Origin of the sequence: Streptosporangium sp. NPDC001681, from assembly GCF_040298085.1 — a bacterium.
Taxonomy (GTDB): Bacteria; Actinomycetota; Actinomycetes; order Streptosporangiales; family Streptosporangiaceae; genus Streptosporangium.
The window spans coordinates 1-25,912 of sequence record NZ_JBEOZN010000136.1 but is presented as its reverse complement, the minus strand read 5'-3'; the positions used below and the strand labels follow the sequence as shown (position 1 = coordinate 25,912).

Below are 25,912 nucleotides of genomic sequence, written 5' to 3'. Positions count from 1 at the left end.
GCCGCGGCCGCGGCGGCGAAGCTGACCGACAACCTCAAGGCGCCGGCCACCGTCTCGCGCGACCCGTTCCAGACGAAGGTGCTGCGCATCGGCAAGCAGCGCGACGGTTCGAAGACCGGTGTGTTCCTCTACTGCCAGGAGCACGCCCGCGAATGGGTGACCCCGCTGGTCTGCCTGGAGACCGCCGAGCGGCTGCTGCGCAACTACGCCCGTGACGGGCAGACCAAGAAGCTGGTCGACGACCTCGACATCTTCATCATGCCCACGTCCAACCCCGACGGCGGGCACTACAGCATGTACGACTACAACATGCAGCGCCGCAACATGTTCAACCACTGTGACGCGACCAACGGCGACCCGGCCCGGCGCAACTCCTGGGGCGTGGACCTGAACCGCAACTTCTCGGTCGGGTCGGTGTTCGACGGCTACAGTGGCGCCTCGACGGTCTGCACCAGCGACACCTTCGCGGGCCCGGCCGAGCTGTCGGAGCCTGAGGCGCGCAACCAGGTCTGGCTCACCAACCAGTACCCGAACATCAAGTTCGCGATGAACACGCACTCCTACGGCGGCTACTTCATGTGGCCTCCGGGCGCCTACAAGGCCGCCGGGCGCGAGCTGCTGCCGCGGGTCGACTACGGCACGGAGAACTTCTTCTGGAAGGCCTCCGACCACATCCTGTCCGCGGTCCAGTCCTGGCGCGGTACGGCGATCTGGCCGGGTCGCACCGGTCCGGTGACGGACGTGCTGTACTCCGCGGCCGGTAACAGCGCCGACGAGCACTGGTACAACCGGGGCATCATCGGCTGGGACTTCGAGGTCGGCGCGGACGTCTACAACCCGGAGACCAAGCGCTTCCAGGCGGTCGGCTTCCAGCCGCCGTTCGAGGAGGGCCACGAGGAGGCGATGGAGTTCGCCGCCGGTCAGATCGGCATCCTGGAGGTCGCCAGGTCCTTCTCCGACGACAACAAGCAGCCGAAGTCGGAGCTGAGCGTGACGGGGCAGACCAGCACCTCGGCCACGTTCACCTTCAAGACCGACGAGCCCGCCAACGTGTACTACACGGTGGACGGCAGCCGCCCGACGCTGAACTCCACCAAGCTCGCCGCCGCGGGAATGCGGGAGAGCGCGCAGCAGATCACGATCGACAAGACCACCGAGGTGCACTGGTTCGCCGTGGACATCGCCGGCAACGTCGAGAACAACTACAAGCCCGACGGCAAGGGCAACAACTTCCGCAAGGAGAAGGTGAAGGTCCACGACGCCCGCTGACCCCGCCTGACGTTCGCACGGCCGCCGGTCCACCGACCGGCGGCCGTCGTTCGGCCGCACCACCGGCACGTGGGACGGCTCTGCCGATGTCCTGCTCCGGTACGGTGCCGGCCCGGCGACCTGACCGGTTGCCGGGCGGACGGGAAGGCGGGGCGATAAAACATGGGACACGGTCGGCTACATTCGTCCGTACCAGTCCTTCGGGCTGCCCCAGCTGACATCTCACCGATCGCGGAGGACTCCGCCCGGCCGTGCCGGGCCGGGAAGGTCGAACGCGATCGAAGCCGAGGAGGACATATGACGGTCAAGGTCACCGACGCGCCCGAGGCACGCCGCTACGAGGCGCGGTTGGAAGGCGGGTCCGAGGTCGTGGGGTTCGCGGAGTACATCCGCACGCCGGATCTGATCGCGTTCGTGCACACCGAGGTCGGCCCGGTCCACGAGGGCAAGGGAATCGGCTCCGCGCTGGTTCGCGTCTCTCTGGACGCGGCGCGGGAGTCGGGGCTGAGCGTGCTGGCCACCTGCCCCTTCTACCTGGCCTGGATCAGCCGCCACCCCGAGTACGCCGATCTCCTCTACCAGAACCGCAGCCGGGTCAGCGACTGAACGGACGGAGCGGCGAACCCCGTCCGGTGCCGGATTCTCGCCGCCCCGATCCCGCTCTCACGATCCTCCAGGGTATGGCGGCAGGAGATCCCACTCCCGCCAGGAGATCTCCCTGCCGGGCCAGCGGACCGAGGCGTACGGCCACGCCTCGCGCAACCAGGCGCGGACCACCGGCTCCAGCTCCTCCTCCAGGCCGGTGCCCTCCTCGTCGGCCCGTACCCAGAACGACACGTCGGCGTCGGCCCCCTGCCTTTCCGGGGGATCGACGTAGACGCACCCGAGCAGGCGGGAGCCGTCGGGGCTCATCACCGCGTAGTTGAACGACCTGCGCAGCAGCGCCTCCTTCTGGTGCCAGGCCAGATCGATCAGGTTGTCCTCCAGCGTCATGTCGTCGAGTGGCCAGCCGCCCCACAGCGGGAAGCGCTCCCGCAGCCGGGCGGCGCTGCTCATCACGGCGTCGAAGTCACGCACCGCGTCGTGCACCGTGATGGGCCGGATGCGGAACCGTTCATGCTCCACACCTGCGGGAATCTCATGGGTTCTTGGTAGGAACGACATACGGAACAGCCTGACGCGCCCGCCTTGGCAGCTGCTGAACTACCGCTTGCCGGGGCCGGGTTCCGGCAGATCTTCCTGGCCGGACCGGGCGGAGGGGCCGGTTCCACCGCTCATCCGCGCCGGCACGCCGGCGGGTCCGGGATCGGCGAGTCCAGGGGCACCGGACTGGGCGTGTGCCTGTTTTCGCTGGTTGGGCTATGGTCGGCAGCATGGCGACCTCGTGGCGAACCCCACGTGAGTCCACCGCCCTGTCCGTGGCGGTGGGCTTGGTTCTGGCCGCCCTGCTGCTCGCCGCCCTGGCCCCGGCCTCGTACGGCGGCGGCCCCGTCCAGCGGTCCGCCGGAGCGATCGGCGACGTCTGGGAGCCCGGGAACTGGCTCGAACAGTCGTCGACCATGCCGCGGGCATCCGCCGGCGCCTTCGAGCACCTGCCGGCCCTCCGGCGGCTGCACCAGCGCTCCGCCTCCGATCTGGCGAACCTGTTACCGCTCCTGTCCCCCGCGTGGCGGGATCCGGACATGGTGCGCAGCCCCCAGCTGGCCACTCACCGGACCTCGGGCTCACGCAGCCCGCCCCTGATCTAGCCGATCCATTCCCCTTCACCACCTGTCGGGCCACGCGCTCGACCGGCGGGTGGCGTACGCGCGCCGGTGTTCACCGAACACCCGGGTGCGCGCTCTGCCGTCCGCCGTGTCCGCGTGTCACCGGACAGAGTCGTGGAACGGCCGCGGCTCTGTGCACACCCCCGCTCCGGCCGATACCCCGCAGGTTCCATCGGGCCGTACTCCGGCCCGTTTCACGCCATGCCCGCGAGGCCTCGGCCAGGCCCCGCCGGGCGAACTCGATGACGAGCGCGGCCACGTGCGCCGCTTGGCGTTCTCAGCTTTGGAAAGGACTTCCGATCATGTCAGTCAACAGTGAGGGCACCCGTCTCAGCAGCGTGCAGGCCCGGATCATCCGCGAGGAACTGGACGAGCAGCTCCTGTGGCGTACCACCCGGGTGAACGAGCTCGAAGCCTCGGTGGAGGACGGGGAGGTCGCGTCCCGGCAGGACGAGCTCGTCGCCCTCGCCGCCGCGGGCCGCGACCTCGCGGAGACCAGACGGGCCCTGGAGAGCCTTGACGCCGGCACCTACGGCCGGTGCGCCGGCTGCGAAGCGGACATTCCCTTCGAGAGGCTGAAGATCCGTCCGCTCGCCCGGTACTGCATCGCCTGCCAGCGGCGCCACGAGGCCCGCTGACCCCGGCGGCCCCGCCCGATGCCCGCCACCGGACAGGGCGGGGCCGCCACACCGGCTGGGAGGGCAGGCCGGTGCGGCGGCGGAAAGAGGAAGGCGCCCGGTTCTCGGGCGCCCTTCGCTCGCGTCCGGACAGGCGGGATCACCACCCTGCCGGCCGGTGGATCAGCCGGGCGTCAGGTTCACCGGGAACCGGCCCAAAAGGAAAAGGGCGCCCGGTTCTCGGGCGCCCTTCGGAGGGGGAGGTCAGTGTGCGACCGCTTCCGCGTCCTCGATCTCGCGCAGTGCGGTCGTCGCCTTCACGTACGACGTACCGGTGCCCGGCCGCAGCACGGTGCGGCGCAGCGCGAGGTAGATCGCCGGGGTGAGGACGAGGGTCACCAGGAAGCCGAGCTGGAAGACGCCGGTGGTGAAGAGATAGTAGGAGACGCCGAAGCCGACCACCAGGGCGATGATGCCCGCCCAGTTGAAGCGCTCGACCAGGCCGCCGGACCGCCGGCCGCGGGTCAGCTGGAAGTCGGTGATGAGCAGCGCGGAGAGCGAGCAGGTCGCGATTCCCAGCGCGCCCAGCAACTGGCCGAGCAGGCTGAGAATGTCGCCCCACACGGCGATCAGGGCCAGTGCGTTGGCGACGAGCACCATGAGGATGCGGCTGGGGGCGCGGCCGATCAGGGCGTCGACCAGGTTGGTGAGGGAGAGCGAGCTGGTGTAGGCGTTGATGACCTGGGCCTTGACCTGCGCCGCGTACATGACCAGGAAGCCGAGGAAACCGGCCAGCACGACGAAGTACGCTCCGGCGTTGGTGTGCGCGAGGGACTGCACCTTCTCGGGGATGGTCGCGCCCGGCTGGGCGGTGGCCACGGCCGCGCGTCCCGGCTCCTCAAGGTAGGCGGCCACCACGGTGTCACCCGCCTGGTACAGCAGCGCGCCCAGCACCACGACCAGGAAGTTGACGATGACGGCGCCACCGATCGACATGATCCGGACGTCGCGGGAGGTCCTGGCGTAGCGGGAGAAGTCCGCGGAGGTGAGGGCGAGCGCGCCCGCCATGCCCATCATGCTGGCCAGCGTGCCCATGATCTCGGCGCTGCCGACGCCGTCCGGGCGGAAGGCCAGGACGTCGCCGGGCGACAGCGAGGACTTGTTGAAGGCGACCACGACCACCGCGACCATCAGCACCGCGGCGACGATCGTGAGCAGCAGGGAGGTCCGCTGCACGAGCTGGACGCCGAAGAGGGCGAGCGCGATCCAGACGAGCGTGAAGACGCCGTAGATGACGACGGCGTTGGCGGTGCTCGGAGACCAGCCGAGCATGAAGAGCGTGCCGTGGTAGAGCAGCGCGTTCTCCAGCGCGAGGAAGCAGATGACCATCGTCGCGAACATCAGCGACGCCAGCGCCGAGCCGGACGCTCCCAGGCCGTGGAAGCGGCTGGTGACCGTGGACGAGGTGCCGGTGCTCTGGCTGACCCGGCAGGTGAGGGTTCCGATCACGGCACCGAAGATCGCGGAGACGGCGGCCATTCCGATGGTCCACCACACCCCGACGAGGTAGCTGGCGCCGCCGCCGATGAGCAGCATGGCGAGGGTGGTGCCCACACCCGCGGTGTTGGCCAGGAGCGCCCAGCCGCTACGTCGTTGGTCGTCGGCGACCGGGTTGAGGACGTTGTCCTCCATGGTTTCGCGGATGCTGTGCGGTGACGCACTTTGAACATGGGAAGAATGCATGACGAATCCCTTAAAAGCCGTCCCACTGCCATGGAGGCGGGCTCAATGTTGCGGAAACCCAACCACACGATGTGAACTGGACATCTTGCGTTGTCCTGCTGTCCCGGACATCTTTTCCGGGGGCTCGCGAGAGGGGGCCGGATCACGGCGCCCAGTGCACCACCGCCGCCCCGGTGCCCCAGAGCGGGCCGTACGCGAGTACGTCGGCCGGGCGGTCGACCAGGCCGGTGCCCTCCAGGAAGGCGAGCGCGCGGAGCTGGCTGTCGGCCTGGGCCTCGCGGGCGTACTGCTCGCGCAGCTCCATCACCTCGTCGAGGCGGCCCTCGGCGAGGAGGCCGAGAACGCGCCGGTCCCACTGCTCGGCGGCGGCGGACTCCAGATGGTCCTCCTCAGGCCTGATCCACCGCTGGATCAGGCCGCTGGAGAGCCCGGAGACGGCGACGAGTGCCACCCGCCGGTCGATCACCGAGGCGGCCGCCATCGCGGCCCGGCCGAGTTCGGAGATGGCCTCGACACCGGCATAGAGGTTGCAGGAGACCTGCACGACCGGCAGTGTCCGCCCGGGGTCGAGCAGCCGTGTCGCGACGATCATCCCGGTGTCGATCGGGAAGTGCTCGTAGCCGGTGCGCCGCGCCTCCAGCCCGGCCTTCTCGATCTCCTTGGACCACTGTTCGGCCAGGTCGACGTCCGTGTGGAAGTCGTATTCCATGGTGCCGTAGTCGAAGTCGTACCAGTTCTCGTCGACCCGGGTGCCGTGCAGGCGCCGGTCGGTCTGCACCTGGTGGCCGAGCACGGTGAACCACTGCGTGGAGAGCACCACGAGCGTCTCGGCCCCGGCCGCGCGGAGCAGCTCCCCGGCGTTCCCCGTCTCGGTGGCGAGCCCGGCCCAGGCCGGTGCGGGCTCGGCCGCCAGCAACTGCGGCATGCCGGGAATCAGCACCGCGCCGGCGAACCGGTCGTTTGTCACCTTGCCCATTACCGCCGCCCCCGCATGTCCCACAGGCACACCGCGTTGCCCGTGCCGATCACCGTTCCGTAGCCGAGCACCTCGCCGAGGTTCTCCGGCCAGCCGAGAGCCGAGAGCATCCAGGTCAGGCTGCCGGCCTTGGTCTCCGACTCGGTCTGCTCGATGTGCTCGGGGATCATCTCCCGCAGCTCGCGGGTACGTCCCGCCCTGATCAGTTCAAGCAGGCGCATGTCCCACCGGTACTGGTGGTGGTTGTAGGCGTGCTCGTAGGTCATGTCCTCGGGCAGGCCTTGTTCGCGCTCCCAGTGCAGGTGCGACAGCGAGTTCGAGCCGGCCACGATGGCCCGGCGGCCGAGCCCCTCGATCGCCTTGCGGGTCGACTCCCCGAGAACCTCCATCTGGTCCAGCGAGGAGGTCGAGTAGAAGTAGGGGTTGTTGTTGGCCGACAGCGACACCACGGGGATGTCCCACTCGGGGTTGAGCAGGTGCAGCGCGGTGATCGTCGCGTAGTCGACGCGGACGCCCTCGTTGCGCATCTTCCTGGTGACCAGGCCGTCGTCACTCGCCTGGTCGGCGATGGCCTCGGCGAGCTCCACGTCGGTACGGAAGTCGTACCTGTAGCGCAGCAGGTGAGGGAAGATCGGCTCGACCGAGAAGCCCCTGGGGTTGGGCACGCAGTTGACATGGTGTCCCACCATGGTGATCCAGTGCGGCGCGTGCAGCACGATCACGTCGGGGTTCATCTCGCGGATGCGCCTGCGCAGGTCCGCATAGGCCCAGCGCAGCACCTCCCAGCCGCCCTCCGAGCGGGGCTCGTTCTGCGGCGGGTTCTCCGCGTACAGCAGGTGTGGCGGATGGGGGGCGAGGAGCCCCGCGATGATTCCGGGACCGCCGTCATCCCGCGCGGTGTCCGCCGGGGCGGGGGCGGGGGCGGGAAACCCGGGTGAACCGCCGGAACGCCGCTGCCACGTGCGGTCGCCGACCGGAACTTTGAACACACTCGACATGGCCGCACGGTAACGCCGGCAATAAGGGGAGTTCATGGCTTTTGTCCGGCTCGGCCGGACAGGATCGCCGGATCGGGCCGGTCGGCCGTGATCGCGACGGGAGACACCGGATCGGGTCAGCCGATCCGGCCCCGGGTCGCGAGGCGCTGGGAGATCTCCTGGGCCGCCGAGCGGATGGCGTTGCCCAGGGCCAGGGTGCGGCGCTCGTTCATCACCGACTTGCGCTGCGCGATGGAGACCGCGCCCACCACGCTGCCGTCGGGGTCGAGGATGCACGCCGCGACCGATCTGACCTGGGGGCTCGACGTGTCCGAGATGGCGAACCCCCGCTCCCGCGCGAGCGTGAGATCGCGCAGGAGCAGGTCCAGGTCCACCCCGGGATGCAGGGTCATGATGTCGGCCACCTCAAGCGGCTCGAAGCGGGACATCGCCGCGCGCCCGCAGGCGGTGTGGTAGGCGGGCACCCGGCTGCCGAACCGGTGGCGGATCAGACCCCGGTCGTGCTCGACGTGATGCAGGTAGACGATCCAGCCCTTGGCGACGTACTGACCGAGTTGCACGCCGCCGCCGAACTGCCGGGCCAGGTCCTCCATCGTCCGGGTGGCGGCCTCGGCCAGCCCGATCCGTTCGAGGACCTGCGCGCCGAGCCAGGCCACGGCGGGGCCGAGCCGGTAGCCGCCCTCCGGCATGGCCTCGAGCATGCGGGCCTCCACCAGGGTGGAGCACAGGGCGTGGCAGGTGCTGCGGGGAATGCCGGTGCGGGCGGAGACCTCCCGGACGGTCATGATGCGGTGCTGCGGGTCGAAGGACCGCAACACCTTGGCCGCCTTGAGAACCGCCTCAACCCGCTCCGCCATGATCGATTCCCCGTCGTACTCCGTTGCCTCTGCTCTGACCTGGTGTTTCGCCTTTACGGACAGCCTAGCCGGGCGTTTCGCGACTACTCGGAGTCAGGAGGCGGGGGCCGCCTCCGTGACGATGCGCGGGCGCAGTTCCCCGGCCCGGGAGCGCAGGTACATCACGAACGAGCCGGCCAGGTCCACGACCACGTCGTACTCGTCGAGCACGACGACGGTGGTGGTGCCCAGCTCGATCACGGCCGGCCCCGACACCTCGTCGCCGGGGGCCATTCGCAGCCCGGCGTAGATGTTCGACTCCACCATCCGCCGCTGGGCGGGCGACCAGATCGGGCGTCGGCCGACCAGCGCGTCACCGGTGGAGGCGGTCATCGCCGAGCGGTTGACCGCCGGCTTCGGCGCCGAGCCCAGCGCGGTGAGCCGGACGTTGATGACCTCCACCGGCATGTCGTCGGAGCGGTAGCCGAACAGCTCGTCGTGCATGGCGTGGAACGCCTCGGCGATGGCCGCGGAATCGGCCTCCCGCACCGCCTCCGCCGGCAGCGGGACGTTGATCTCGAACCACTGCCCGGCGTAGCGCATGTCCAGCGAGGGCAGGAAGGAGACCGCGTCGTCGCCGAGCCCCTCGCCGAGCAGGGTCTGCTGACCCTCCTTCGCCATCTCGCCCCAGATGGCGGTCAGCCTGGACTCGTCCAGGTCCGCCAGCCGCAGCTTGAAGCTCTTGACGTGGTCGTGCTTGAAGTCGCAGACCAGCATGCCCGCCGCGCAGAAGATCGACGACTCCCGGGGAACGACCAGGATCGGGATCTCCAGCTCCCTGGCGATGGCCGCGGCGTGCACCGGACCGGCGCCGCCGGCGACCACGATCGGGAAGTCACGGGGGTCGAGCCCGCGCCGGACGGTGATCTCCCGGACGCCGGTGGCCATGCCCACGTTGACCAGGTCGTAGATGCCCGCCGCGGCGGCGGTGACATCGAGCCCGAGCGGCTTGGCCACGTCCCGCTCGATCGCCTGCCTGGCGGCCTCCACGTCGAGGCCGACGCCGCCGTCGGCGAAGCCCACCGGGTCGAGGTAGCCGAGCACCACGTCGGCGTCGGTGGTCGTCGGCCGGTCACCGCCACGCCCGTAGCAGGCGGGGCCGGGAACGGCACCGGCGCTCTGCGGGCCCACCCGCAGGATGCCGCCCTCGTCCACCTGGGCGATGCTGCCGCCACCCGCGCCGATCGTGTGGATGTCGACCATGGGAAGGGCGATCCGCCACCGGTCGATCAGGCCGTCGGTCATGACCAGCGGCCGGCCGTCCTTGACCACGGCGGCGTCGAAGCTGGTGCCGCCCATGTCCACGGTGAGGCAGCTGTCCCACCCGTGCGGGGCCACCTCCAGCAGACCCGCCGTCGGACCGGAGGCCGGTCCTGACAGCAGCGAGAGCGCGGCGCGGCGGCGCAGCTCCTGGGGGGTGGCGACCCCGCCGTTGGACTGCATGATCAGCAGCACCCCGGCGAATCCCACCTCGTTGAGCGTCTCGGTCAGTACCCGCAGGTAGTCGCTGATGATCGGACCGGCGTAGGAGTTGAGCACCGCGGTGCTGGTGCGGTCGTAGTAGCGCGCCTGGGAGAGCAGGTCGCTCGACGTCGTCACGTACGCGTCCGGCAACTCCGCGGCGATCACCTCGGCGGCCCGGCGCTCGTGCTCACCGTTGGCGTGCGAGTGCATGAAGCAGATCGCGACGGACTGGACGCCGTCCGCGCGCAGCGCCTCGGCCGCGCGCCGCACGTCCTCGACGTCCAGCGGCGTCAGCTCCTTGCCCGTGTTGTCCAGGCGGCCCCTGACCGGCAGCCGCAGGTGACGGGGGACGAGCGGCACGGGGTGCGCGAGCCGGTTGTCGTAGGCGTCCTCGCGGGTGCCGTCGCGCATCGCGAGCACGTCGCGGAAACCCTCGGTCGTCAGCAGGCCGGTCTTCGCGCCGTTCCTGGTGAGCAGGGCGTTGGTGGTGACGGTCGTGCCGTGCACGATCGTGTGGACCTGGCCGAGGAACGCGTCCAGCGACTCACCGCGCCGCTCGGCGATCTCGCGCAGTCCCTTGGTGACGGCTCGGGCGGGGTCCGCGGGGATGGAGCTGGTCTTGTGGATCAGCCGGGTTCCGTCCTCCTCCACGATCAGGAAGTCGGTGAACGTGCCACCGACGTCCACGCCGACACGGATGCTCATGAGTTCGTCTCCTTCACCGCGTTCTGCCGGAGGGCGGCCGTGTGCTCCTCGTCCACTCGCCAAAGCGCGGTGTCCACGACCACGCCGTAGTTGTCGCGCGCCCGCTCCACCGAGAGCAGCCCGTCGCGCACCTCCGCGACGACCAGCTCGGCCGGGCGCAGGAACGGGTCGCCGTACCCGGCGCCGCCCCAGCTCTGTGCCCGCACCAGCGAGCCGGGCGGGAGCTGGACCAGGTCCTTGGAACCCCAGATCCGCTCGCTGCCGTCGGGCAGCTCGACGGACATCCGGTTCAGCCCCGCGTCGTGCCCGCCGAACAGGCCCTTGGCCGGGATCGCGCCCTCGGCCTCGACGCCCTCGCCGTTGGTCACGCCCACCTCGTTCTCGCCGTAGCAGCGCCACGCCGAACGGGTGCCCAGACCTCCCCGCCACTGTCCGGCACCCGCCGAGTCGGGGAGGTACTCGTGGTACTCGAAGAAGTGCGGAGAGGTCAGCTCGAACATCTCCGGGTCGGGGGAGCGCATCTGGCCGGCCGTACCGGTGAAGCCGAGCGCGTCCCAGCCGTCGTGACCCTTCATCGCGCCGGGCCCGTTGCGCTGGAAGACCGTCAGGGTCACGAACGGGTCGCCGGTACGCGGGTCCTCGCCGTGCAGGATGGCGGAGATGAACTTCGTCCAGCCGGCCGTGACCCGGTCGGGCAGCGCGTCGGCCAGCGCGGTCATGACGCACTCGACGATCTCGTCGCACATCTGGTTGCCGAAGACCGTCGCCGCCGGGAAGCGCGGGTTGAACAGCGATCCCTCGCGGAAGACGGTGCGCACCGGGCTGAACAGGCCCTGGTTGGTCGGGACCACGACCCCGCCCGCGGCGATCAGCATGAGGAAGGCGATGCGCACCGCGCCGGCTGCCGAGGCCGGGGGCATGTTGGTGAAGCCGGGTGCCTGGTCGTCGCTGCCGGAGAAGTCGAAGGTGATCTCGTCACCCTCGATCCGGACCTCGCAGGCGATCCGGTAGCGGCGGGTGGTGTCGATCCCGTCGGAGACCATCTCGCTCTCGCCGCGGTAGACACCGTCGGGCCAGCGCTCGATCTCGGCGCGCACCTGGCGCTCGGATCCCCGCAGGATGTACTCCATGTGGTGGTCGAACACCTCGTCGCCGTAGCGGTCGAGCACCTCCACTAGGCGCCGCCTGCCGACGGTGCAGGCGCCGATCATGGACTTCACGTCTTCCATGACGAAGCTCAGCCGGATGTTGGCGGAGATGAGGTCCCAGACGTCGCGGCGCAGCCTGCCCGCCTCGTAGACCTTGACCGGCGGGATGCGCAGCGCCTCCTGCCAGACCTCCCTGGCCGCGGGGTCGTAGCCACCCGCGGTCATCCCGCCGATGTCGGCGAGGTGCCCCTTGGCCGCGGCCCAGGCCACCAGCCTGCCGTCATGAAAGATCGGCAGGTAGATGCCGGTGTCGGCGTTCTGGTTGCCGCCGGTGTAGACGTCGTTGTGCATGATGACGTCGCCTTCGGCGATGTCGTCGCCGAAGTACTCGATGATGTACTCCAGCGGCGGCTGCGCGCCGAACGCGATGATCGCCGCGAACTCCGCCTGGGCCAGGGTGCGGCCCTTGGCGTCGAAGAGCACGGTCACCAGGTCCCCGATCTCGTTGAAGATCGGTGAGCGGGATGAGCGCATCAGTAGCGTCGCCATCTCCTTGGCGATGGCGTCGACCCGCCGTTGCAGGACGGACGCCAGGATCGGGTCCACCTCAGTGCCTTGAGTCATGATTCACTCCCTTGCGCACGCATCAGACGCGGTAGAGCTGGACGGGATGCTTGGAAAGAGCTCGGCACGAGCCGCCGGAGACAATGTAAGTATCGGACATATAGCCCATTGCCGCCGTTTCCTCCTCCCAGAGGGTGGGATGGATCGCGAGGACCATCCCGTCGGCGGTCTCGGTGACCGCGCCCGCGTTACCGCTGTCCTGGACCATGTCCAGGCCGACCCACGGCTCCTCCAGAACGTCCAGGCCCATGCCGTGGCCGGACCAGTAGGACGACTTCACGCCCTCGGCCTCCACCGCGGTGATCAGCCTGCGCTGGACGTCGCTCATCGAGGTTCCGGGGCGCAGCGCCTGGCGGGCCGCCTCCATGCCGGCGCCGACCGCGCGGGCGATCCGGCTCACCGGCTCGATCGGCTCGGCGAACGTGACCATCCTGGAGAACTCCACCCAGTACCCGGCCGGGCCGACCAGTTCGTAGGAGAAGGTCAGCACGTCGTTGGCGCGCAGCTCGCGGTGGCGGGGCGCGCCGAACGTCGGAACCGGGCCCGCGGGCTCGGAGTCGACGTACATCGTCAGGAAGAGCGGATCCTCGCCGCCGAAACCGGCGGCGATCTGGTACATCTCCGCGCCGACCGCCCGTTCCGTCATGCCCGGCCTGGCGATCTCCAGCAGCCGGTCGAAGCAGCGGTCCAGGATGTAGGCGGCCTCCTGGACGGCCTGCAACTCCGCCGGGCTCTTGATCGCCCGTACCCGGTCGAACAGCTGCCCGGCGTCCTCGATCCGCGCGCCGGGAAGGGCCTGGGCCAGCGCCAGGTAGTCCTCGACCTTCATGACCTGGCCGAGGCCGACGACGCCGATCCTGGGCGCAGGCCCCCGGCCCGCCAGCACCTCCGCCAGCCCCTCACCGAGGTTGTACGGGTAGCGGTAGTCCGAGACCCAGGCGGTGTGCGGGCGGCGTCCCGAGGAGAGGTTCTGCGGGAGCACCATGATGGGCTCCTCTCCCGGGAACATCACCGCGTAGCCGTACCGGTGGGCGAGGTTGTAGTCCGCGAGGTAGCGCAGGCTGCCCTTGTGGCCCCGGTAGTCGGCGCCCGCGAACAGCAGCGCGTCGTAGCCCTCGGCCGCCATGGCCTGGTGCAACGCCTTCCAGCGGCGGTCCCGCTCACTCAGCGAGCCGGTGCCGTTCACCCGCTGGGCCGCCGCGGCCTGCGGGGTGGGCAGCACGCTCTTGCAGTCGCGCCGGGTCGCCTGGCACGAAGTGATCTTCGGTGGGGGTGCCGCCTTTGGCGGCGGCGGAGGCGGGGTGCGCCGGCCGTGCGCCGGGCTCGGCGCTGCCGATCCGGGGTGGTTACCCCTGTCTTGTCCGAGTGGCACCCGGAAGACGCTCGCCATGCGTTCTCTCTCCCTATATCTGGCTATATCCGGCGTCGGCTACTGCACGCCCGCGGTACGGCGGCGGGCGACCGCCTGAATCTCCACCCCATCTCGTCGGGGGTGCGGCTGCCGGTGCTCGACACGAAGATCAGGTCACCCGCCACCTTGACGTGCGGGAACGTTCCACACGGTGCGGCCGGCTCGTCGAGCACACGGGCTTCAGTCATCGCCGCCACCCGCGATCCTGACGCAGACGTTCGTGGGGGAGGTGTAGAAGCGCATGGAGTGCCTGCCGCCCTCGCGTCCGACGCCGGACAGGCCGACGCCGCCGAACGGCGAGCGCAGGTCGCGCAGGTACCACGCGTTGACCCACGCCATGCCGACGTTCATCCGCTGCGCGACCCGGTGGCCACGGTCCAGGTCCCGGGTCCAGACCGCGGCGGCCAGTCCGTACTTGGTGTCGTTGGCCAGCCGGATCGCCTCCTGCTCGGTGTCGAAGGGGACCAGCCCCGCGACCGGGCCGAAGATCTCCTCCCGCATGACCGCGGTGGCGTTGTCCAGGCCGGTCCACAGGGTCGGTTCGATCCACGCCCCCTCGCTCAGCGCCGAGGGCATGTCGGGAATCCCGCCGCCGGCCACGCACTCCGCGCCCTGACGGGTGGCCAGCGACAGGTACGACAGGACCTTGGCACGGTGAGCCTGGGAGATCAGCGGTCCCATGGTGGTGAGCGGATCGTCCGGCAGGCCGGGACGGAACTCGGCCGCCAGCTTGGCGAGCCGGGCGACGACCTCGTCGAACACGCCGCGCTGTACGTACACCCGCTCCGTGCACAGGCAGACCTGGCCGGTGTTGGTGAAGATCGACCGTCCCAGCCCCTCGACGGTGCGGTCGAGGTCGGCGTCGTCGAAGACCAGCGCGGCGTTCTTGCCACCCAGCTCGAACGAGACCGGCCGGACCCACGGGGCCACCGCCTTCATGATCGACGAGCCGGTCCTGGACTCCCCGGTGAACGTCACCCCGTCGATGTCGTGGTGGGTGGTCAGCAGCTCACCGGCCGACCCCGTGCCGAAACCGTGCACCACGTTGTAGACGCCGTCCGGGACACCCGCCTCCGCCATGATCTCCGCGAGCAGGGTGGCCGAGGACGGCGTCTCCTCCGAGGGCTTCACCACGACGGCGTTGCCGCACCCGATCGCGGGCGCGACCTTCCAGGTGAGCAGGAGCAGCGGAAGGTTCCACGGCACGATGACGGCCACCACGCCCAGCGGCTTGCCGACCGCGTAGTTCAGCGCCCGGCCTCCGTCCGCCGTATCGGTGAGGTAGGAGTCGAGCCCCTCCGCGGCGATCGTGTCGGCGAACGACCGGAAGTTCTGCGCCGCCCGGGCGATGTCCAGTTCCCTGGCCTGCGCGATCGGCTTGCCGGTGTCGGCGACCTCGGTGGCGAGCAGATCCTCGAACCGTTCCTCGATCCGGCCGGCGATCCGGCGGAGCAGCGCCGCGCGCTGTGCGACGGTGCTCCGCCCCCACGGGCCGTTCAGCGCGGCCCTGGCCGCGGCCACCGCGGCGTCCACGACCACCGCGTCCGCCTCGTGCACCGTCGCGACGGCACCGCCGTCGACCGGGCTGATCTTCTCGAACGACGAGGCGCCGTCGACGAACTCACCGCCCACGTAGTTCCGCAGAACCCGGGTCACCGCTCTCCCTCCCGCTCCACGACAGGCGTGTTCACCGGCCGGCGTGGCCGTTCTCGACGGTGACCACGTCGGCCCCCGCCACCAGGGCGACGACCGCCAGGTCGATCCCGGCCACGTCACCGCACGCGGCGGCCTGGGCCGCCTCGTCACTGGCGAGCAGGACGAGGTTCGGCGCGGCCACGTGGATGAGATCGACCGCTACGAGGGTCTCCGTCCCACCGACGGGCCGTACCGTCACGAGCCGGCGCTGCTCCAGGCCGGAGACAGCACGCTCGTTCCAGATACGGCCGGTGACCTCTGCCAAAATCACGACACATCAGCCTTTGTGCCGCCGGTCAGCAGCCCGCGGGTGCCGTTGTCGAGCAGCCCGACGGAGACGGCGTCCGGGCGGGGGTAGAGCTGCACCGAGCGCAGCTCCCCGTACTGCTTGACCGCGGCGGCGCCGGAGTCGAGCGACTGCCGCACGGCGGCGATGCTGCCCTTGACCGCGGCGGAGAAGTAGCCGGAGCCGATCCGCTCCACGTTGATCGTCTCGACCTCGGCGGTCTTCATCATCGCCTCGATGCCGGCGACCAGGGAGACGATCCCACGGGTCTCGATCAGGCCGATCGCGTTCTGTGAGCCTGTCATGATGATCTCCTAGCCGTCGATGAGGGAGGGGTTGGTCGCGAGCGCGGCGACGGGCACGCTCGGGTAGGCGAAGATCACGGAGCTGACCTTGCCGCGCGATATCGCCTTGGCGGTCTCGACCCCGACCTCGGTGGCCTCCTCGACCGTCGCCAGGTCCCCGCTGATGGAGACCGCGACGATGCCGCCGCCGAGGCGCATGGTGCCCTCGACCGTCACCTCGGTGGCCTTCACCATGGCGTCGACGGCGTCGAAGATGGCCACCATCCCGTCGGCCTCAATGAACGCAACTGCCTTACTCATCCGTGCACCTTCCTGACAGCCGGGCGGATCATGGACACCCCGCCGTCCTTCCTGTGGTGCCAGGGAACCTAAGCCACCTGACCAGGGCTCACAGCACCTTTGTCCGGCGGTGCCGGACGGGAGTGCCACCCGCCGGCTCAATCGCCGGATCACCAGGTGATCCGGCGAGTCCTTCACGTGATGTCTCGCCTGAGCGGTGCTGCGACGGCGATGGCGGTGGCGATCAGGGCATAGCCGAGCAGTACGGCGGCGCCGAGTGGCGCGGAGAGCAACGCGGTGGCCGAGGTGCCGGTCTGGCCGGCGATGGCGTCGGCCAGGTAGGTGAATCCGGTCAGCGCGGAGGTCGCGCCGCCCGGCAGGTAGGGGTAGACCGCCTTGACGCCGGGGATGAGCATGAGGACGGTCTCGATCATGTACAGGTAGGCGCCGACGGTGACGAGTGCCGCCACCTGGTTGCGCAGGATCGCGCCCACCGCCGCGCCGAGCAGGGTGTAGACGGCCATGGCCAGGGCGATGCGGGTCAGGAGTGCCAGGACGGTGCTCGGGGGCAGGCCAAGGGCGACACCCCTGAGCGCCGCCGCGGCGAAGAGGGCGCCGGCGGCGACGGTGCAGGCGATGAGACCGTAGGCGAGTCCGCCTCCGGTGTAGGTGAGGAGCTTGGCCACCAGCCAGGTCCACCGCCGGGGGGCGAACAGTGCCGTGGTGGTGATGGTCCGGTGCCGGTGTTCGGTGGTCACCGCAGCCGTCCCGAGCAGGGCGGGGATGAACATGGTGAACCCGAGCAGGCCGAGCATGACGTGCACGCCTTCGGCCGTGTCCAGGCCCGGCATGGGCGGAGTGAAGTTCTCTGGCCCGATGAGCGCGAGCAGCCCGGTGAGGGCACCACTGCCGAGAGCGGCCAGCAGACCCCACAGCCACAGCCTGGTGCCGGTCAGGCGGCTCCATTCCGCCGCGATGAGAGCGATCATCGGTGGTCTCCGGTGAGATTGAGGAACGCCTGCTCCAGGGTGGGGCGTTCGGGGGTGATCTCGTGCAGTGCGATGCCGTGGTCCGCCGCGGCGGTCGCGACCTGCGCGGTGGTCATGTCGTGGATGCGCAGGGTGTCCGGTCCCAGGACCTCCGTGGGGACCGTGAGGTGACTTCTGAGCCGCTCTGCCTGCGGTGACCGGACAAGCACGGCTGTCTTGCCGTACAGCTCGGAGATGGGGCCGGTGGCGATCAGCCGTCCCTGATGTATCACCACGACGCGGTCGGCTGTCTGCTCGATCTCACCGAGGACGTGACTGGAGATCAGGATGGTGCGGCCCTCGGCGGCCAGGTCGCGCAGGAAAGTGCGCATCCAGGCGATGCCCTCGGGGTCGAGGCCGTTGCCCGGCTCGTCCAGCAGGAGCACGTGGGGGTCGCCGAGCAGGGCGGTGGCCAGGTTGAGGCGCTGGCGCATACCGGTGGACAGGGTGCGGGTGGCGCGGCCGGCGAAGGCCGACACCCCGGTCAGCTCGGCGACCTGCAGGGCGCGGGCTTTGCCGTACCCGCCCATGCGGGAGTAGATCCGCAGGTGGCGCAGGGCCGTGTGGGCCGGGTGGAAGCCGGAGCCGTCCAGCACCGCGCCGACGGTCGCCGACGGCCTGGCCAGGTCGGCGTAGCGCTTTCCGTCGATGGTGGCGGTGCCGGAGGTGGGCGCGACCAGGCCCAGCATCATCCGCATGGTGGTGGTCTTGCCCGCGCCGTTCGGCCCGAGGAAGCCGGTCACCGTGCCGGGGGCGGCCTGGAAGGTGAGGTCGGTGACCGCGGATACCGGGCCGAACGCCTTGGTCAGGCCGCGTACCTCGATGCTCACTGCTGCACCTGCGTCAGCCGGCGCCGGATCTCCTTGGCGTCCTGGGCGCTGAGGATCAGCTCGTCGACGTCCGCCACCCTGTGCTTCAGGACGATCCGCACGCCCGGAACGCCTCGGCGGGCGGCTACCAGCCGCTTGATGCCGCTGAAGGACGTCCACGTGCCGACCTTGGTGTAGCCGCTGACCACCAGCCCGGAACGCAGCCCCTTGGCCGCGGCGAGCGGCTGGTCGAGGTGGTGTACGTCGGCGATCGCCTCCAGGGGCACGTCCACCTGGCCGGCCCTGGCGAACGGTCGCGTCCACGGCGGAAAGTGCACGCTCAGCGTTCCGTCGTGAATCCGTACCTGGATCATGCTGCCTCCTTGGCAAGTTGTATCTGTTCTATTAGTTCTATATCAGATAGGATGTCGATGTGCACCTGACACTTGACCTGGACAGCGAGGTCCCGATCTACCAGCAGATCAGGGACCGGGTCGTGGAGGCGATCGCCCGCCGGCAGGCGCGCGAGGGCGACCCGCTACCTTCGACACGGCAGCTCGCCGCGGACTTCGGTATCAATTTCCATACCGTGAACAAGGCCTATGACCTGCTACGACAGCAGGGCATCATCCGGATCAACCGCAAGAGCGGCGCGGTCATCCGCCGCGATGCCGACACCGGCCCGCCCGAGACCGGATTCATCGACGACTGGGAAGAGAGAATGCGAGTACTCCTGGCGGAAGCCACCGTTCACGGCCTGGACCGCGACGACGTGATACGACGCTGCGAGGCGATCGTGGCCGGCTTCGGGACACGGTCATGATGCTGTCCATCGCCGCCGACCTGGCTCTGGTCGCGCTGGTCACATGCCTCATGCTGGTGCTGCCCGCGCTGGCGCGGCCGACGCTGCCGTTCGGGGTGCGGGTGACCGCCGAGCGGGCAGGCGACCCGGCGATCGTCGCCCAGCGGCGCACCTACACCCGCCTGGTCGTCGTGGTGGCCGCCGTCGCCGCGGTGGTCTCGATCCTCACCGGGCAGCCGGCGGTGACACTCGGGGTACTGGTCGTCGCCGATCTGCTGCTGTACTACCGCGCCTATCTCAAGGTCCGCGCCGCCAAGAGCGGCGGGGGATGGGCGGGCGAGCGGCGTCAGGGCATCACCATGGACACGACCTTCCGTACTGACCCGGTCCGCGTGCCGTGGGTGTGGGGGTTGCCCGCCCTGGCCGTCGTGCTGCTCACCGCGGGGATCGGCTGGTGGTCGTCCAGCACCGTGGCCGGATGGTTCGAGCCTGTGTTGTCCCAGGCCGGGCTCACCCTGCTGGTCGTCGTCGTGATCCTGATCGTGTTGCGTGCCCGGCCCGACCTCGACGCGGCCCGGCCCAAGTCCTCGGCTCGCCGCTACCGCATCTACCTGCGCGGTGTGGCCACCTTGTCGCTGCTGTCCGCCGCCTGCCTCAATCTGAGCCTGCTCATCTGGGCGTTGCGGCAATGGGGGGTCGTCGGGAATACGGTCGGGTGGCTGGTGGCCGGGTGCCTGCCGTTGGTCGCCCTGCTCGGCGGATGGCTGGTGTGGGAGACGAAGGTCGGCCAGGCAGGGCACCGCCTGCCCGCCCTGCCCGATGAACAGGAGGAGGACACTGGGATGGCGCAGCGCGACGATGACCGGCACTGGTTCCTCGCGGGCACGATCTATGCCAACCGGCGCGACCCCGCCCTTCTCGTCCACGCCCGGCTGGGCTCCTCCAGCTGGACGCTCAACCTCGGGCACCCCATCGCCTGGCTGCTGCTCGGCCTTGTCGTCATCGGCCTCGCCGGGCTCGTCCTGGCCACCGTGTTCGGCGGCATCGACCTGCCACAGAAGCGCGGCATCCTCTGACCGCCAGAGCCGCTCGGCCGGAATCCGAGGCTTGAGACCTGAGCGGGGTCGCCACCCACTCCTCGGCCGGGTACTCCTGGCGGGTGTGATCGAGCTCGTCCACCGGAACACCGTCGAACGTTGTACTCTCATTTGAGACAAATGTGTTTCAAATGATGCGGAGTTGACTGATGGCTGTGGGCTACGACCAGATCATTGCTGCAGCGATCCAGCACCTCAACCAGGATCCGGGCGCCTCGATGGGAGAGCTCGCCGAGGCGGCCGGGGTGAGCCGCGCCACGCTGCACCGCCACTTCAGCGGCCGTGAGGAACTGCTGCTGGCACTCGGCCACCACGCGCTGGATCGCTGGGAAGCCGCCCAGCAGAGCGCAGGCATCCGGGAGGCCGCTCGCTCGGCGGAACCGGCCGTGATCATCACCGCCTTGCGCGAGATGCTGACCGGGCTGATCGACGACGCCGAGGAGTACAGCTTCGCCCTGGCCGACCTGACGCTGTCCATGCCCGCGCTGCGCGAACGCAGTGACGCGCTGGAGGAGCGGGAGATCACGCTCTATCAGGCGGCACAACGAGCCGGAGTCCTACGCGCCGACCTGCCCGCCCGGTGGATCAGCAACACGGTGTACGGTCTGCTGCTGGCCGTGCGGGAAAGCCTGCACCAGGGCAGTGTCGCGCGCCGGGACCTGCCGTGGCTCGTGCACGAGACGTTCTTCAACGGCGCCGGCGTCGCCGGGGGGACGCGATGACTCTCCTCCCCGCGCCCGTACCGGGCGTCGCCACCGCGCCGCCCCACCCACGGCGATGGGCCGGCCTGGCTGTGCTGTCGGCCAGCCTGCTGCTGGTGGTCATGGACATGACCATCCTCAACGTCGCCCTGCCCGCCATCTCCGCCGAACTGCGGCCCAGCTCGGTCGAGCTGTTGTGGATGGTGGACGTCTACTCACTGGTGCTGGCGGGCCTGCTGGTCACGGTGAGCGCCCTGGGTGACCGTTGGGGCCGCAAGAAGACGCTGCTCGCCGGCTTCGCACTCTTCGGGCTGGCATCGGTGGCAGTGCTGTGGGCTTCCTCGCCGGGCGAGGTGATCGCCGTACGGGCACTGCTCGGCGTCGGCGGTGCCATGATCATGCCGTCCACGCTGTCGATGATCCGCACCCTTTTCGCCGACCCGGCGGAGCGGGCGACCGCGCTGGGCATCTGGGCGGCGATGGCCGCCTTGGGGAGCGCACTCGGGCCGATCCTGGGCGGGCTGCTGCTGGAGCACTTCAGCTGGCATTCGGCGTTCCTGGTCAACGTGCCGGTGATGGTCCTGGCGGTGCTCGCGGGCCTGTTCCTGCTTCCGGAGTCGCGCAACCCGCGCCCGGGCCGCTGGGACCTGGCCGCCACCGCGCTGTCGATCGCCGGGATGGTCGCCCTGGTCTTCTCGATCAAGCAGTTCGCCAAGGAGGGACCTGCCACGCCATGGCCGTGGATCGCCCTCACCGTGGCGGTGGTGACGCTCACCTGGTTCGTACAGCGTTGCCTGAGACGGCCCGACCCGCTGCTGGAGGTCCGCCTGTTTCGCAGCCGGCCGTTCAGCGCGGGCACGCTGGCGGCGCTGAGCACCTCGATCGCGATGGGGGCGGTGATGTTGCTGATGGTGCAGTGGATGCAACTCGTCCAGGACTACTCCCCCCTGGAGACCGGCGTGCGGATGCTGCCGGCCGCGCTGGGCGCGCTGCTGCTGTCTCCGCTGGCGCCCTGGCTGGCCGCCCGGATCGGGACCCGCCCGGTGCTGGCCGGCGGCCTGGCGATCTCCGGGCTGGGGTTCGGCGTGCTGTTCGTCGCACCCGTCACCTACCCATGGGTCGCCGTGTCACTGTTGCTGGTCGGCTCCGGCATGGGCTCTTTGGCGATCGCCTCATCGGTCATCATGGCGGGTGCGCCGCTGGAGAAGGCAGGCAGCGCCGCCGCGATCGAGGAGACCTCCTACGAACTGGGCGGCCTGCTCGGCGTCGCCGTGCTGGGCAGCGTCGCGGCCGCCGTCTACCGCGCGGCGCTACCACCCTCCGTCTCCGCCGTCGAGGCAGCGCGCGACTCCCTGGGAGGCGCGATCGAGGCCGCCCGCCACGCCGGAACAGCCGGGATGGAGCCGGCCCGCCAGGCGAAAACGGCGTTCACCGTGTCACTGGAGGTGACCGGGCTGGCCGGGGCCCTGCTCATGCTGGCGGTCGCGCTCGCCATCTGGTGGCTCGTCCCGCGCGACCTCGACATCACCGCCGGGCACGCCTCGATCGACAGCGACTGACCGGGCGGACACCGCCTACCTGATCCCCGCCGCGCCCTTCGGGCAGATCTCGCGGTAGGGCGATTCGGGGATAAGTCTCGTCCACTCCTCCCTTGAGAGAGTGGTTCCCACCCGGGCGCAGAGCGTGGCGGTGGCCTGCTCCGGATCTGTGGGAAAGGCGGAGAGCCAGGTCTCCTGGTACTCGGTCCTTCCGGTTACGGAGTTCGTCCGCGGAGTTCTCGGCTGTGACAGTCACCAGCACGTCCAAATCGGCACTCCAGAATTCCTGGGCCCCGCACCGCTGTTGCGACCACCGCGTAACTCGACGCGGTTTCCTCTCGCTCGTATGGCCACCAATCTGACCCAGGCGCCTATGGAAAGTCACCACTTTCGCCCGAGTCACCGAACCGCCCTGATGAGGCCGAGTCCGGTTTCCGGCGTGAACAGGAGCCGCACCTGGTCGCCCGGCGTCACCTTGATCCTGCGCCTCCACAGTCTGTGCGAGCGCGTCGCCGTGACCATGGTCCCGTCGGGCAGCCTGACCTGACACCTGTCTCCGTCGAGGGTGGCCAGGACCACGCCGGTAGCCCGGCGTGAGTTCTTGGCCACATGGACACCGTACGGGCGGGCCAGGTCGCGGGTCATCGGCCGACCGGCCCTGACGGCCTCGAAGGCGGCGCGGAGCTCCTCGTCCGTCCAGCTCGGGCGCCTGCGCCTCCACCACCGGTGGCCCAGGTACAGGACGATGGGCGCGGCCAGCATCGTGCCGAGCAACGCGTATCTCGCCCACTGTTCCACGGCATCGCTCCTCTGCGCTGTTCTGGGTTTCCGGTTCCCGCCGGGGTCCTCAGCCCCGCGGGTTCGGCGGCCTGCCGGTCATCGGGTCGATGAGCGCGGTCAGCGCGTCGAAGTCCGGAGGGGTTCGGTACGGCGTCGTCCATGGTCGCTCGCCGAAGTCCGCCGCCAGACTCACCTTGAGCGGGGTCGCCACCCACTCCTCGGTCGGGTACTCCTGGTGGGTGTAGCCGAGCTCGTACATCGGACCGCAGGGATTGCCGTCGAGCGGGCAGTGAACGAGCGACGGGAGCGAGGTGGCGGTGTGCAGGAGGGCCGCACCGGCGGCGCCGATCCGGTTCGCGCTCAGGTCCAGCGACCGCAGACCGGCGAGCCCCGAGGCCCTGGTGAGCGCCTCGACGTGACCGTCGTCGAGCCCCTGGCCCGACAGGTCCAGCGCGAGCAGCCGCGACAGCAGGTTCGAGGCGAGCAGGTCCGGCAGCAGCGGCGCGGCGTCGGTGAGCTTGACGTACAGGATCGGCGCCACCGCGAAGATCTCCGGCGCCCGTCGCAGGAAGGTCCGGGCGTCGATCGACACCCACTCGACGAAACCCCGGCGGAACGCGACCTCCCGCGCGCCCAGCCGCCTCACCGGCGCCGCCCACTCGGGATGCCACTCGACCAGCGACCGGCTCCGGCGCGACTCGAACCGTTCGGACTCGGGTCGGCGCCGCACCGTCTCGCGCAGCTCGACCTGCGCGCGGACCAGGGCCGCCCGGAGCTCGCCGCGCCGCTCGGCGAGCTCCGCCCATCGCAGGCGGGCGGCGGTGTCGTCCGGGTGGGCGAGGATCTCCGCGAGCGCGGACGTCTCCGCGAGCGAGGGCGGCGGCGGGGGCCAGGCCGGGGCCGGCGGGAGGGAGAGGACCGCCTCAAGGTCCCAGATCGCCTGTTTGATCCGCTCACACCAGCGCTGCCCCGGGCGCGAGCGCCGTCCGGCCGCCTCGTAGGGCGGATCGTCGAAGGCCGGGGGCGGCTCGCTCACCAGCCTGGACAGCGCTCTGGCGGTCCGTTCGACCTCGGCCGGAAAGTACCGGCGGATTCGCGGCATCCTGCGCAGGACTCTGACCGCCGCGATCACCGTCGACCGCGCGACGGCCAGGTCCTTGTTGGCCTGCTCGAACAGCCCGCGGATCGCGGAGGCCCGCTCGTGGCCCGCGCCGAGGTCCAGGATCATCGCCAGGTGGTCGGCGGTGCGCCCGGCCACATAGAGATCGGCGGCGGCCAGGCCGAGGCCGAGCACGACCTCCTCAACGGAGCCCCTGCCGACCCGGGCGGCAGCGGCGGCGGCGATCGCCCACCGGATGTCGGGACCGCACGGGCCGAGCAGTTCGTCGATCTCCCGCCTCGCCCCCCTGACGACGGGCGCGTCCTCCTCCACCAGGCGGTCGGTGAGCCTGTGCGCCTTGGCGAAACGGAGGTCGGTCCAGGAGGGCAGGGAGCCCCGGACGCGTTCGAAGGAGGCGGTGGCGGCCACGACACAGGTCAGCCCGCCGATCCGGATGGCCTGAGCGGCGGAGAGCATGCCGGGTGCCGGAGCGCTCGCCGCCGTCATGTCGAGGGGTTCCCGTCCGCGGCATGGAGCAGGAGCCGGACAAGCGGCAGCACCTCGGGCGGCAGGCTGCCGCTGTGATACCAGTAGGCCCGCCGCTCGCCGTACCTCTCGACGTGCAGCTCGTAGAACGTCGAGTCGGGCACCGGCGGCGGGAACAGCCCGCGAACGTCCTCGGCGGGCAGCGCCCCGACCAGCGCCTCCAGCTCACGCGCCCGGTCGGCCGGCAGGTGGGACGCGTCCAGCAGGCCGTTGATCTCTTCTCCGGCGATTCCGCCGGTGCACCGCAACCGGACCCGTAACGTCGTGTCGTCCACCATGAACACCTCTCATCCGTCAATCGTCGTCCGTCATCGGGCGCGCGGCGCGGTGGCGACCTGACCGAGGTGTCGCGCGGCCGGTCCGGAGGCTCCCATGGGTACGGCAGATCGATTGCACGACACTTACAAACGACCGACCGCACCCGTCTGTCAAGAGGCCGGTTCGACCCGTGCCGACGGGCGGGGGAGAAAGAGCCCTGCCAACCCTTTCCCGGGGCTCTCAAGGCGTGCGGCGACCTCGGTGAATCGGTCGCCCGTGGCTCGCCGACGCGGCCCGCGCGTCGTCCGACTGTCTTGAGGTGGCTCCGCTGTCGGGTGGTCGGGTGGGGCTTCGTGACACGGAGGCCCCCGAGCGGGCGCCGTTCGTGGTGAGCGCGAGTGTGTGGGACGCGTTCGTAGATGGGGCGAAGAAGGGGGAGTTCGACTGCTGACCCTCGTTCCCCGGCGTACGGGAAAGTGCTGCCGGGGCCTTTCCCGTACGTCTCTGTCATCGCACCAGCGAGGCGGATGACGCAAGGCCACCAACCGGCTGTCTCCTTGCTGCCACCTTCGATCCAACCGGCTTCTCATCACGCTGCAAGTCCTCGCCCGCAGGGTGATCTCGTTGCTTCCCGAAAGGACGAGATATGCGGTTATGGAGTGTCCTGTTGTCGACGGCCGCGCTGTTGCTGGCCGGGGCGGTCCCGGCTCAGGCCGACGCTCTGGCGGACGGCCCGGAGATCTCGGTGGCGCCGGCCGGGGTGGAGCCGCCGTCGTACAGCGGCTTGTGCTGGCCGGGTGTGGAGTTCACCGCCAGCGCCGCGATCACCGCCAGCGGCCCCGGCCGTCAGAGCGTCAGTAAAACGTGGACCGCTCCCGGGGGCGAGTCGGGCGTGTGGCGCCTGGAGATCGCCGGCTCCGACGGCACCGTCGTCTCGCAGAGCCGCCCCTACAACGTCCCATGCGGCTGACGGCCCGGCCGGGCACACCCGGCCGTCGCTGACCGCCGGTGGGGCCCGCGCGAGCCGCACCGGCCACGACCCCACCCCCCGCGGACAAACGGATGCGCGGGT

Annotated in this window: 29 protein-coding genes; 10 read left to right on the top strand and 19 right to left on the bottom strand. The window is 70.2% G+C overall.

Going from position 1 to position 25,912, the window contains the following annotated elements; genetic code table 11:
* Both ABT130_RS39380 and ABT130_RS39375 read left to right on the top strand, forming a co-directional pair.
* On the top strand, nt 1-1,269 hold a 1,269-nt coding region (locus ABT130_RS39380; protein ID WP_350964427.1), incomplete at its 5' end, for a M14 family zinc carboxypeptidase.
* Nucleotides 1,270-1,566: 297 nt separating this feature from the next.
* Nucleotides 1,567-1,875: a GNAT family N-acetyltransferase gene (locus ABT130_RS39375; RefSeq protein ID WP_350914504.1), complete on the top strand. Its 309-nt coding sequence runs from the start codon at nt 1,567-1,569 to the stop codon at nt 1,873-1,875.
* A 57-nt stretch (nt 1,876-1,932) separates the two neighbouring features.
* Here ABT130_RS39375 and ABT130_RS39370 read toward each other — a convergent pair whose 3' ends face one another.
* Entirely contained in the window at nt 1,933-2,433 is a 501-nt protein-coding gene (locus ABT130_RS39370) for a GNAT family N-acetyltransferase (protein ID WP_350914506.1), read from the bottom strand.
* 209 nt (nt 2,434-2,642) lie between these two features.
* On the opposite strand from ABT130_RS39370, the gene ABT130_RS39365 reads away from it, so the two are divergent.
* Both ABT130_RS39365 and ABT130_RS39360 read left to right on the top strand, forming a co-directional pair.
* Complete coding sequence (locus ABT130_RS39365; RefSeq protein WP_350914508.1) at nt 2,643-3,017, top strand: hypothetical protein; 375 nt, start codon at nt 2,643-2,645, stop codon at nt 3,015-3,017.
* Between the two features lie 320 nt (nt 3,018-3,337).
* Nucleotides 3,338-3,673 carry a TraR/DksA family transcriptional regulator gene (locus tag ABT130_RS39360; protein WP_350964424.1) on the top strand — a complete coding sequence of 112 codons (336 nt, stop codon included), beginning with the start codon at nt 3,338-3,340 and terminating at the stop codon, nt 3,671-3,673.
* Between the two features lie 243 nt (nt 3,674-3,916).
* Here the strand turns inward: ABT130_RS39360 and ABT130_RS39355 are convergent, their stop codons facing one another.
* The 15 genes from ABT130_RS39355 to ABT130_RS39285 form a co-directional block, all read right to left on the bottom strand.
* A complete protein-coding gene (locus ABT130_RS39355) occupies nt 3,917-5,344 on the bottom strand; it encodes a purine-cytosine permease family protein (protein ID WP_350964422.1) in 1,428 nt (475 codons plus the stop codon).
* A 193-nt stretch (nt 5,345-5,537) separates the two neighbouring features.
* Nucleotides 5,538-6,371 carry a DODA-type extradiol aromatic ring-opening family dioxygenase gene (locus tag ABT130_RS39350; RefSeq protein ID WP_350964420.1) on the bottom strand — a complete coding sequence of 278 codons (834 nt, stop codon included), beginning with the start codon at nt 6,369-6,371 and terminating at the stop codon, nt 5,538-5,540.
* Nucleotides 6,371-7,369 carry a DODA-type extradiol aromatic ring-opening family dioxygenase gene (locus ABT130_RS39345; RefSeq protein ID WP_350964417.1) on the bottom strand — a complete coding sequence of 333 codons (999 nt, stop codon included), beginning with the start codon at nt 7,367-7,369 and terminating at the stop codon, nt 6,371-6,373. The genes ABT130_RS39350 and ABT130_RS39345 overlap by 1 nt, the downstream gene beginning before the upstream one ends.
* 116 nt (nt 7,370-7,485) lie before the next feature.
* Nucleotides 7,486-8,226, bottom strand: a complete 741-nt coding sequence (locus ABT130_RS39340; RefSeq protein ID WP_350914519.1) for an IclR family transcriptional regulator — start codon at nt 8,224-8,226, stop codon at nt 7,486-7,488.
* 93 nt (nt 8,227-8,319) lie between these two features.
* Nucleotides 8,320-10,434: a hydantoinase/oxoprolinase family protein gene (locus tag ABT130_RS39335; protein ID WP_350964414.1), complete on the bottom strand. Its 2,115-nt coding sequence runs from the start codon at nt 10,432-10,434 to the stop codon at nt 8,320-8,322.
* Nucleotides 10,431-12,206: a hydantoinase B/oxoprolinase family protein gene (locus tag ABT130_RS39330; protein ID WP_350964410.1), complete on the bottom strand. Its 1,776-nt coding sequence runs from the start codon at nt 12,204-12,206 to the stop codon at nt 10,431-10,433. The genes ABT130_RS39335 and ABT130_RS39330 overlap by 4 nt, the downstream gene beginning before the upstream one ends.
* A 22-nt stretch (nt 12,207-12,228) precedes the next feature.
* Nucleotides 12,229-13,428, bottom strand: a complete 1,200-nt coding sequence (locus ABT130_RS39325) for a M24 family metallopeptidase (RefSeq protein ID WP_350964407.1) — start codon at nt 13,426-13,428, stop codon at nt 12,229-12,231.
* Nucleotides 13,429-13,619: 191 nt separating this feature from the next.
* Complete coding sequence (locus tag ABT130_RS39320; RefSeq protein ID WP_350964405.1) at nt 13,620-13,805, bottom strand: hypothetical protein; 186 nt, start codon at nt 13,803-13,805, stop codon at nt 13,620-13,622.
* Entirely contained in the window at nt 13,798-15,273 is a 1,476-nt protein-coding gene (locus tag ABT130_RS39315) for a 2-hydroxymuconic semialdehyde dehydrogenase (RefSeq protein ID WP_350964402.1), read from the bottom strand. The genes ABT130_RS39320 and ABT130_RS39315 overlap by 8 nt, the downstream gene beginning before the upstream one ends.
* 31 nt (nt 15,274-15,304) lie before the next feature.
* Nucleotides 15,305-15,583 carry a EutN/CcmL family microcompartment protein gene (locus tag ABT130_RS39310; protein ID WP_350964400.1) on the bottom strand — a complete coding sequence of 93 codons (279 nt, stop codon included), beginning with the start codon at nt 15,581-15,583 and terminating at the stop codon, nt 15,305-15,307.
* Nucleotides 15,580-15,903, bottom strand: coding sequence for a BMC domain-containing protein (locus ABT130_RS39305; RefSeq protein WP_350964398.1), 324 nt, complete (start codon nt 15,901-15,903; stop codon nt 15,580-15,582). The genes ABT130_RS39310 and ABT130_RS39305 overlap by 4 nt, the downstream gene beginning before the upstream one ends.
* A 9-nt stretch (nt 15,904-15,912) precedes the next feature.
* On the bottom strand, nt 15,913-16,203 hold the full coding sequence (locus ABT130_RS39300; protein WP_350914533.1) for a BMC domain-containing protein: 291 nt from the start codon (nt 16,201-16,203) through the stop codon (nt 15,913-15,915).
* Nucleotides 16,204-16,376: 173 nt separating this feature from the next.
* Nucleotides 16,377-17,171: an ABC transporter permease gene (locus tag ABT130_RS39295; RefSeq protein ID WP_350964395.1), complete on the bottom strand. Its 795-nt coding sequence runs from the start codon at nt 17,169-17,171 to the stop codon at nt 16,377-16,379.
* Nucleotides 17,168-18,040, bottom strand: a complete 873-nt coding sequence (locus ABT130_RS39290) for an ABC transporter ATP-binding protein (protein ID WP_350964392.1) — start codon at nt 18,038-18,040, stop codon at nt 17,168-17,170. Before ABT130_RS39290 ends, ABT130_RS39295 begins: the two co-directional genes overlap by 4 nt.
* A complete protein-coding gene (locus ABT130_RS39285; RefSeq protein ID WP_350964390.1) occupies nt 18,037-18,393 on the bottom strand; it encodes a hypothetical protein in 357 nt (118 codons plus the stop codon). The genes ABT130_RS39290 and ABT130_RS39285 overlap by 4 nt, the downstream gene beginning before the upstream one ends.
* 59 nt (nt 18,394-18,452) lie before the next feature.
* On the opposite strand from ABT130_RS39285, the gene ABT130_RS39280 reads away from it, so the two are divergent.
* The 4 genes from ABT130_RS39280 to ABT130_RS39265 all read left to right on the top strand — a co-directional run bounded on the left by ABT130_RS39280 (nt 18,453) and on the right by ABT130_RS39265 (nt 22,178).
* A complete protein-coding gene (locus ABT130_RS39280; protein WP_350914542.1) occupies nt 18,453-18,842 on the top strand; it encodes a GntR family transcriptional regulator in 390 nt (129 codons plus the stop codon).
* Nucleotides 18,839-19,897 (top strand): DUF1648 domain-containing protein, encoded by a 1,059-nt coding sequence (locus ABT130_RS39275; protein ID WP_350964388.1) that lies wholly within the window; start codon nt 18,839-18,841, stop codon nt 19,895-19,897. Before ABT130_RS39280 ends, ABT130_RS39275 begins: the two co-directional genes overlap by 4 nt.
* A 170-nt stretch (nt 19,898-20,067) precedes the next feature.
* Nucleotides 20,068-20,640, top strand: coding sequence for a TetR/AcrR family transcriptional regulator (locus ABT130_RS39270; RefSeq protein WP_350964385.1), 573 nt, complete (start codon nt 20,068-20,070; stop codon nt 20,638-20,640).
* Nucleotides 20,637-22,178, top strand: coding sequence for an MFS transporter (locus ABT130_RS39265; protein ID WP_350964382.1), 1,542 nt, complete (start codon nt 20,637-20,639; stop codon nt 22,176-22,178). The genes ABT130_RS39270 and ABT130_RS39265 overlap by 4 nt, the downstream gene beginning before the upstream one ends.
* A 378-nt stretch (nt 22,179-22,556) precedes the next feature.
* Here ABT130_RS39265 and ABT130_RS39260 read toward each other — a convergent pair whose 3' ends face one another.
* The 3 genes from ABT130_RS39260 to ABT130_RS39250 are packed head-to-tail and all read right to left on the bottom strand — an operon-like array spanning nt 22,557 to nt 24,860.
* Nucleotides 22,557-22,955, bottom strand: coding sequence for a hypothetical protein (locus ABT130_RS39260; protein WP_350914549.1), 399 nt, complete (start codon nt 22,953-22,955; stop codon nt 22,557-22,559).
* Between the two features lie 49 nt (nt 22,956-23,004).
* Nucleotides 23,005-24,543, bottom strand: coding sequence for a hypothetical protein (locus tag ABT130_RS39255; protein ID WP_350964379.1), 1,539 nt, complete (start codon nt 24,541-24,543; stop codon nt 23,005-23,007).
* A complete protein-coding gene (locus ABT130_RS39250) occupies nt 24,540-24,860 on the bottom strand; it encodes a protealysin inhibitor emfourin (protein WP_350914553.1) in 321 nt (106 codons plus the stop codon). Before ABT130_RS39250 ends, ABT130_RS39255 begins: the two co-directional genes overlap by 4 nt.
* A 245-nt stretch (nt 24,861-25,105) precedes the next feature.
* On the opposite strand from ABT130_RS39250, the gene ABT130_RS39245 reads away from it, so the two are divergent.
* Complete coding sequence (locus tag ABT130_RS39245) at nt 25,106-25,291, top strand: DUF397 domain-containing protein (protein ID WP_350964429.1); 186 nt, start codon at nt 25,106-25,108, stop codon at nt 25,289-25,291.
* A gap of 195 nt (nt 25,292-25,486) precedes the next feature.
* Nucleotides 25,487-25,810: a hypothetical protein gene (locus ABT130_RS39240; protein WP_350964376.1), complete on the top strand. Its 324-nt coding sequence runs from the start codon at nt 25,487-25,489 to the stop codon at nt 25,808-25,810.
* The last annotated feature ends 102 nt before the right edge of the window (nt 25,811-25,912 follow it).

Bases quoted from the DNA above. Each gene is read 5' to 3' on its own strand.
- ABT130_RS39375 (WP_350914504.1), top strand. From the start codon at position 1,567: ATGACGGTCAAGGTCACCGACGCGCCCGAGGCACGCCGCTACGAGGCG.
- ABT130_RS39370 (WP_350914506.1), bottom strand. From the start codon at position 2,433: ATGTCGTTCCTACCAAGAACCCATGAGATTCCCGCAGGTGTGGAGCAT.
- ABT130_RS39365 (WP_350914508.1), top strand. From the start codon at position 2,643: ATGGCGACCTCGTGGCGAACCCCACGTGAGTCCACCGCCCTGTCCGTG.
- ABT130_RS39360 (WP_350964424.1), top strand. From the start codon at position 3,338: ATGTCAGTCAACAGTGAGGGCACCCGTCTCAGCAGCGTGCAGGCCCGG.
- ABT130_RS39355 (WP_350964422.1), bottom strand. From the start codon at position 5,344: ATGGAGGACAACGTCCTCAACCCGGTCGCCGACGACCAACGACGTAGC.
- ABT130_RS39350 (WP_350964420.1), bottom strand. From the start codon at position 6,371: ATGGGCAAGGTGACAAACGACCGGTTCGCCGGCGCGGTGCTGATTCCC.
- ABT130_RS39345 (WP_350964417.1), bottom strand. From the start codon at position 7,369: ATGTCGAGTGTGTTCAAAGTTCCGGTCGGCGACCGCACGTGGCAGCGG.
- ABT130_RS39340 (WP_350914519.1), bottom strand. From the start codon at position 8,226: ATGGCGGAGCGGGTTGAGGCGGTTCTCAAGGCGGCCAAGGTGTTGCGG.
- ABT130_RS39335 (WP_350964414.1), bottom strand. From the start codon at position 10,434: ATGAGCATCCGTGTCGGCGTGGACGTCGGTGGCACGTTCACCGACTTC.
- ABT130_RS39330 (WP_350964410.1), bottom strand. From the start codon at position 12,206: ATGACTCAAGGCACTGAGGTGGACCCGATCCTGGCGTCCGTCCTGCAA.
- ABT130_RS39320 (WP_350964405.1), bottom strand. From the start codon at position 13,805: ATGACTGAAGCCCGTGTGCTCGACGAGCCGGCCGCACCGTGTGGAACG.
- ABT130_RS39305 (WP_350964398.1), bottom strand. From the start codon at position 15,903: ATGACAGGCTCACAGAACGCGATCGGCCTGATCGAGACCCGTGGGATC.
- ABT130_RS39300 (WP_350914533.1), bottom strand. From the start codon at position 16,203: ATGAGTAAGGCAGTTGCGTTCATTGAGGCCGACGGGATGGTGGCCATC.
- ABT130_RS39295 (WP_350964395.1), bottom strand. From the start codon at position 17,171: ATGATCGCTCTCATCGCGGCGGAATGGAGCCGCCTGACCGGCACCAGG.
- ABT130_RS39285 (WP_350964390.1), bottom strand. From the start codon at position 18,393: ATGATCCAGGTACGGATTCACGACGGAACGCTGAGCGTGCACTTTCCG.
- ABT130_RS39275 (WP_350964388.1), top strand. From the start codon at position 18,839: ATGATGCTGTCCATCGCCGCCGACCTGGCTCTGGTCGCGCTGGTCACA.
- ABT130_RS39270 (WP_350964385.1), top strand. From the start codon at position 20,068: ATGGCTGTGGGCTACGACCAGATCATTGCTGCAGCGATCCAGCACCTC.
- ABT130_RS39265 (WP_350964382.1), top strand. From the start codon at position 20,637: ATGACTCTCCTCCCCGCGCCCGTACCGGGCGTCGCCACCGCGCCGCCC.
- ABT130_RS39255 (WP_350964379.1), bottom strand. From the start codon at position 24,543: ATGACGGCGGCGAGCGCTCCGGCACCCGGCATGCTCTCCGCCGCTCAG.
- ABT130_RS39250 (WP_350914553.1), bottom strand. From the start codon at position 24,860: ATGGTGGACGACACGACGTTACGGGTCCGGTTGCGGTGCACCGGCGGA.
- ABT130_RS39240 (WP_350964376.1), top strand. From the start codon at position 25,487: ATGCGGTTATGGAGTGTCCTGTTGTCGACGGCCGCGCTGTTGCTGGCC.